This window comes from Corallococcus silvisoli (assembly GCF_009909145.1).
GTDB lineage: Bacteria > Myxococcota > Myxococcia > Myxococcales > Myxococcaceae > Corallococcus > Corallococcus silvisoli.
Genome location: NZ_JAAAPJ010000004.1, coordinates 48,316 through 55,506 on the forward strand (window position 1 = coordinate 48,316; position 7,191 = coordinate 55,506).

Annotated in this window: 2 protein-coding genes; both read right to left on the reverse strand. The window is 69.8% G+C overall.

Going from position 1 to position 7,191, the window contains the following annotated elements; genetic code table 11:
* Positions 1-2 precede the first annotated feature (2 nt).
* Positions 3-1,238, reverse strand: a complete 1,236-nt coding sequence (gene ftsZ, locus GTY96_RS08965; RefSeq protein ID WP_143899757.1) for a cell division protein FtsZ — start codon at positions 1,236-1,238, stop codon at positions 3-5.
* Between the two features lie 341 nt (positions 1,239-1,579).
* Positions 1,580-7,156 (reverse strand): Ig-like domain-containing protein, encoded by a 5,577-nt coding sequence (locus GTY96_RS08970; RefSeq protein WP_328700812.1) that lies wholly within the window; start codon positions 7,154-7,156, stop codon positions 1,580-1,582.
* Between the last annotated feature and the right edge of the window lie 35 nt (positions 7,157-7,191).

Here is a 7,191-nt window from a genome sequence, read left to right on the forward strand (position 1 = left end):
GCCTACGGCAGCTCCGTCTGGCCCTGGCGGCGCAGGAACGTGGGGATGTCGAACTGATCCTCGTCCAGGGGCAGCGCCGCGTCCTTCACCACCGCCGTGCGCGCGCTCTGGATGGAGGACTTCGGGGTCTCCACGCTGGACAGGGTCGGACGGGGGGTGCTCTTCGCGGGCACCAGGCTCGCCACCTCCTCGCGCGTCGAGGACAGCACGGACGACGGCGCGGGGGGGCGGCCCACCAGCGGCACCTGGACCACCTGCGCCATGGGGCGCACCTTCTGCGCGTCCCGGTGCACGAAGCCCGTGGCGATGATGGTGATCTTCACCTCGTCCTGGATCTGCTCGTCGATGAGCGACCCGAAGATGATCTCCGCCTCGCCGTCCGCCGCGTCGTGCACCAGCGTCAGCGCCTCGTTGACCTCCTGGAGGGTCATGTCGCGGCCGCCGGTGATGTTGATGAGCAGGCCGGTGGCGCCGTCGATGGAGACGTCCTCCAGCAGCGGGCTGGAGATGGCCTGCTGCATGGCGGTGATGGCGCGCCGGTCGCCGCAGGCGTGGCCCGTGCCCATCAGCGCCAGGCCCTTGTCGCTCATGATGGTCTTCACATCCGCGAAGTCCACGTTGATGTAGCCGTGGTACTGGATGAGGTCGCTGATGCCCTGCACGGCGTTGAGCAGGACTTCGTCCGCGCGCTTGAAGGTCTCCAGCAGCGGCATGGGCTCATTGGAGAGCGACAGCAGCCGCTGGTTGGGGATGGTGATGAGCGTGTCTACCGCGGCCTTGAGCTCCACGATGCCCTGCTCGGCCTGCTTGCGGCGCTTGTTGCCTTCGAAGAGGAACGGCTTGGTGACGACACCCACCGTGAGGCAGCCCAGGCTCTTGGCGATGTCCGCGATGATGGGCGCGGCGCCCGTGCCGGTGCCGCCGCCCATGCCCGCGGTGACGAAGACCATGTCGGCGCCTTCCAGCACCGCGGCGATCTGATCTCGCGACTCCAGCGCGGCCTCGCGGCCCATCTCCGGGTTGGCGCCCGCGCCCAGGCCCTTGGTGAGCGCCTGGCCCAGCTGCAACCGGGTGGGCGCCTTGCTCGCGGCGAGCGCCTGGACATCGGTGTTGGCGGCGATGAAATCGACGCGGTCGAGCTTCGACAGAATCATCGTGTTGACCGCGTTGCAGCCCGCCCCGCCCGCGCCCACGACACGAATCTTCGCGGCCTGCTTGTTCTGCTCGAACTGGTCCATGTCGTCCTCGTGGCGGAAGCACCGCGGCGCCGTCCGCGGAAACACCCACCCTCGACAATCATCAGGAAGTCGGGCCCTTTGGCAAGTATTCCGCTACCTGCCTGTAGCGCCCTGCTGCGCGACCGAGTCCTGACGCCCACTTACGTGGCCTGGCGTCAGCGGGCATGCGGACAGCGCCCCCGCGCAACCCCCCTCTTGACTCGCGCCGGGTGACTCGCCGTGGTCGGTCACACGCCCCGTTTCAGCGTGCGTGACGTGACAGGACGGACGCCGGGAACGAAGAGGCCCGGCTCCCCCTTGGGGGGACCGGGCCTCTCCACTTCACTCACGGCGATGGCGCGTTACGGGGCGGGCTTCTCCACCTCGACCTTGGCCATCCTCGCGATGTTGAACTCCACGCGGCGGTTGTTCTCCCGGCCCGCGGCCGTCTTGTTCGAGTCCACCGGCTTCGTCTCGCCGTAGCCCTCGGACTCGAGGCGCTCGCCCGCGATGCCCGCGTTGATGAGGAACACGCGCACGTTGGCGGCGCGGCGCTTGGACAGGTCCAGGTTGGCGGCGTCGTTGCCCTGACTGTCCGTGTGCCCCTCGATGCGCAGCAGCTCCACCTGCGGGTTGGCGCGCAGCACGGCGGCCACCTGCTTCAGGATGGGGAACGAGCGCGGCAGGATGACGTCCTTGTTCGTGGCGAAGTAGACCTTCTCCAGGATGAGGATGCGCTCGCCCTCGACGAGCACCTTGACCTTGCCCTTGTCCGGGCAGCCGTCCTCGTCATCCACGCCGTTGATGGTCTCCGGCTCGTTGGGGCACTTGTCCAGCGTGTCGGGGATGCCGTCCTTGTCGTTGTCCGGATCCGGGCAGCCGTCGGTGTCCTCGAAGCCGTCGAAGTCCTCGGGCGCGTTGGGGCACTTGTCGTCCGGATCCATGATGCCATCGCCGTCGGAGTCCACCGGCGCGGGCGGAGGCGGCGGGGGCGCGGTGTCCGGGCAGCCGTCCGTGTCCTCGAAGCCGTTGAACGTCTCCGGCTCGTTGGGGCACTTGTCCGCCGTGTCGGGGATGCCGTCGTTGTCGTTGTCCAGGTCCGCGCAGCCATCCTCGTCCTGGAACCCGTCGTAGTCCTCCGGGCCCTCCGGGCACACCGGCCGGGGCGGCGCCGGGGCGCGCTCGGGGGTGCTGTAGGCGAGCCCCGCGAGCACGCGGAAGGTGGGCGTGCCGTAGCCGTGCGTCAGCCCTGGGCCCGCGCCCAGGTGGACGCCCAGCCCGCTCTGCGCGCGGTACTTCAGCGCCGCGAGCAGCTCCAGCGGACGCTCCTCCGCGTCCTGCTGCTTGAAGCCCAGCGCGCCGACGAGCGAAGCCTCCGCCGCGAGGGGCACATCCCCGACCTTGAAGGGCAGCTCCGCGCCCAGCCCGTACGCCAGCGCGCTGCCGACGTTCAGGTTGCGCAGCTGCTGCGCCTTGCGGATGTCCACGCCCAGGTTGGCCAGCACGCGGAAGCGCGTGCCGTACTCCGCCACCAGGCGCGGGTTGACGGAGACGCCGGACCCGCCGAGGAAGTTCGAGGCGCCGCCCGTGGGCAGCGACACGGGCACCGCCACCGACAGGCCGTAGTTGTCACCGTCCAGCAGCCGCGCCTTCGGGATGAGCCGCAGGTCCCCGATGCCGCCGCCACTCACCCCGTTGGCGAAGGAGGAGTCCACGGCCGGCGAAGCCTCCGAACCCTGGACGGTGATGGGCAGCACGACGCCGATTTCGAAGCGGTCGAAGAGGCCGACGGCGCCCATCAGGTCCACGCCCACCTGGCTCTTCACCAGGGAGGTGACGTACGTGTCCGAGCGGGGGTCGAAGAAGTTGAGCGGCTTGTCGGCGTAGTTGACCGACATCCCCACGTTCCACCCCAGGTGCCGCTGCACCTTGGCGCCCTGCACGGCGAGCACGTCCGAGATGCCCGGGCCCGGCTTGTACTGCTGCACGTCGATGGCCTGCGACACCGCGGTGGCCTGCGCGCGGGCGTCCGTGCCCACGAACAGCGCGGTCACGAACACGGCCAGCGCCCCACCCGCTCGCGCCAGGAACGCCCCGGCGCGGCGGAAGCGGCGGCCCACCAGGGGCAGGGCCAGCAGCAGGAGCGCGAAGGGCGCCAGCGAGCCGGTCCCCTCCCCCGTGCTGCAGCCGTGGCCCACAACCAGGAAGTCATCGTTGGCGTCCAGCGGGTCGGTGCCACCGCGCACCTCCGTGCCGTCGTCGATGCCGCCCAGGTCGGTGTCCCGCATGTTCGGGTCCGTCTCGGTCGCGTCGCGGCGGCCGTCGTGGTTGGCGTCTTCCTCGCCATCCTTCAGGCTATCGCCGTCCGTGTCCGGGTTCTTCGGATCCGTCTTCGTCGTCGGGTCCGCGTCCGGCTTGAAGTTCGGCGACGACTTGTCCGTCCCGGACGGCGCGGTCTCCGCGGTGACACCCATCTCGGTGCCGTCGAGGATGCCGTCGTTGTCGCTGTCGGGGTCGAGCGCGTCGATGATGCCATCGCCGTCCGTGTCCTTGATGCCGTCCAGGCCGTCCGGCACGCCGTCATCGTCGGTGTCGTTGTCGAACGGATCCAGGCCCAGCTCCAGCTCGGTGGCGTTGTCGATGCCGTCACCGTCCGCGTCCTTGTCGTCCGCGGGGTTGTTCGGGTCGGTCTCCAGCACGTCCACGCGGCCGTTGTGGTTCGCGTCCTCGATGCCGTCGAACACGCCGCCGCCGTCGGTGTCCTTCTTGGTCGGGTCCGTCTTCGTGTTCGGGTCCTGATCCGCGACGAACTTCGTCGGGTCGGTGTCCGAGCCCTGCGGCTGGGTGAGGCCCAGCTCCAGGCCGTCCGTCAGGCCGTCGCCGTCCGTGTCCGGGTTGCGCGGGTCGGTCTCACCGGGGTCCACGACCCCGTTGTGGTTGGCGTCCTCGTTGCCGTCGAGCAGACCGTCGTCATCCGAGTCGTCATCCAGGGGGTTCGTCTCACCGGGGTCCAGGATGCCGTTGTGGTTGGCGTCCTCGATGCCGTCGGGCAGACCGTCACCGTCCGTGTCCGGGTTGAGCGGGTCGGTGCCGCCGACCTTGACCTCGATGCCGTCGGGGATGCCGTCTCCATCGGTGTCCGGGTTGAACGGATCCGTGCCGAGCGCGAGCTCCTCCGCGTCCGTCAGGCCGTCGCCATCCGAGTCCAGCGCCGCCGTCCAGTTGAAGGTGGTGCTCGCGGGGGCGCTGGTGCTGCCCGCCGCGTCCGAGGACACCGCCGTCACCGTGTACGCGCGCTGGGTCAGGGTGATGGGCAGCACGTAGCTCCAGTTGCCGGAGCCATTCACGGCGATGGGGCCGTAGTTCGTCCCGTCGAGCGTCAGCGTCACGGACGTGGCGTTCGTGGACGTACCGGACACCGTCACCGGAGAGGTGCCAATCGTCGAGCCGTTGACCGGCGTGGTGATGGCCACCGTGGGCGCCGGCAGGTCCACCGTGAAGCTGGTGGAGGCAGGAGCGCTGGTGCTGGTGCCGTTGGAGGCCACCGCCGTCACCGAGTACGAGCCTTCCGCCAGCGGGCCCGGCAGCGCGAAGGTCCAGTTGCCGGAGCCGTCCACGGCGATGGGGCCGTAGTTGGTGCCCTGGAAGGTCAGCGTCACGGACGTGGCGCCGCCCGAGGTCGAACCGGAGACCGTCACGTTGGGGGTGGTGACCGTGGCGCCGTTGGCCGGCGCGTTGATGGCCACCGCCAGCACGGTCAGGTTCACGTTGAAGGTGGAGGTCGCGGTCGCGCTGGTGTTGCCCGCCGCGTCCGAGGACACCGCCGTCACCGTGTACGCGCGCTGGGTCAGGGTGACCGGCGGCGTGAAGCTCCAGTTGCCGGAGCCATCCACGGAGATGGGGCCGTAGCTCGTCCCGTCGAAGACGAGCGACACGGACGTCGCCCCCGTGGACGTGCCCGTCACGGTCACCGTGTTGGTGAGCACCGTGGAGCCGTTGGCCGGAGCAGTGATGGCCACCGTCGGCGCGGTGAGATCCACCGTGAAGGTGGAGGTCGCGGGCGTGCTGGTGTTGCCCGCCGCGTCCGTGGCCACCGCCGTCACCGTGTACGAGCCTTCCGCCAGCGGGCCGGGCAGCGTGTAGCTCCAGTGGCCGTTGCCATCCACGGAGATGGGGCCGTAGCTGGTGCCCTCGAAGGTGAGCGTGACGAACGTCGCGCCCACGGAGGTACCGGTGACGGTCACCGTGTCGGTGCCAAGCGTGGCGCCGTTGGCCGGCGTGGTGATGCCGACCTCCGGATCCGTGAGGTCCACGGTGAAGGTGGTGTCATCCGTGGTGCTGGTGTTGCCCGCCGCGTCCGTGGCCGTCGCGGTCACGGTGTACGTGCCGTCGGTCAGGGACACCGGCAGCGTGTAGCTCCAGTTGCCGGAGCCATCCACCGGGATGGGGCCATAGGTGGTCCCGTTGTAGGTCACGGTCACGGACGTGGCGCCCGTGGACGTACCCGTGATCGTCACCGTGTCGGTGCCAATCGTGGAGCCGTCACCCGGCGTGGTGATGGCCACCGTCGGCGGGGTCAGGTCCACCGTGAAGGTGGAGCTCGCCGTGGCGCTGTTCGTGCCCGCGCCGTTCATGGACACGGCGGTCACGGTGTACGAGCCCTCGGCCAGGGGGCCGGGCAGCGCGTAGCTCCAGTGGCCGGAGCCATCCACCGCGATGGGGCCGTAGCTGGCGCCATCGAAGGTGAGCGTCACGGACGTCGCGTTCGTGGTCGTGCCGGTGACCGTCACGGTGCTCGTGTTCACCGACGTGCCGTTGGCCGGCGTGCTGATGGCCACGGTGGGGACCGTGAGGTCCACGTCGAAGGTGGTGGTCGCGGGCGTGCTGATGTTGCCCGCCGCATCCGTGGCCGTCGCGGTCACGGTGTACGTGCCCTCCGCCAGGGTGACGGGCAGCGCGTAGGTCCAGTTGCCGGAGGCATCCACCGGGATGGGGCCGTAGTTCGTCCCGTTGTAGGTCAGCGTGACGGACGTCGCGCCGGAGGAGGTGCCCGTCACCGTCACCGTGTTGGTGCCAACGACGGAGCCGTTGGCCGGCGAGCTGATGGCCACGGTCGGAGCCGTCACGTCCACCGTGAAGGTGGAGGTCGCGGGCGTGCTGGTGTTGCCCGCCGCGTCCACCGCCACCGCGGTCACCGTGTAGTCGCCCTCGGCCAGCGGGCCGGGCAGCGCGTAGCTCCAGTTGCCGGAGGCATCCACGGAGATGGGGCCGTAGCTGGCGCCCTCGAAGGTCAGCGTCACGTACGACGCGCCGGAGGAGGTGCCCGTCACCGTCACATTGGGGGTGTTGATGGTGGAGCCGTTGACCGGCGTGCTGATGGCCACCGTCGGAGGCGTCTGGTCCACCGTGAAGGTGGTGCTCGCCGGGGTGCTGTTGGTGCCCGCGCTGTTGGAGGACACGGCGGTCACGGTGTACGTGCCATCGGCCAGGGGACCCGGCAGCGCCTGGCTCCAGTTACCCGCACCATTCACCGTGATGGGGCCGTAGTTCGTCCCCTGGAAGGTGACCGTCACGGACGCCGCGTTCGTGGAGGTACCCGTCACCGTCACGTTGGGGGTGTTGAGCAGCGAGCCGTTGGCCGGAGTGCTGATGGCCACCGTCGGCGCCGCCACGTTCACCGTGAAAGTGGAGGAGGCCGTGGTGCTGCTGGTGGTGCCGTTCGAGGAGACCGCGGTCACGGTGTACGTGCCATTGGTCAGGTTGCCCGGCAGCGAGTAGGTCCAGTTGCCACCCGTCACCGTGATGGGGCCGTAGTTCGTCCCCTGGAACGTCACCGTCACCGTGGTCGCGTTCGCGGCCGTGCCCGTCACCGTCACCGAGGAGGTGCTGATCGTCGAGCCGTTGGCCGGCGTGGTGATGGCCACCGTCGGCCCGGCCACCGTGAAGGTGGAGGAGGCCTGCGTGCTCGTGGTCG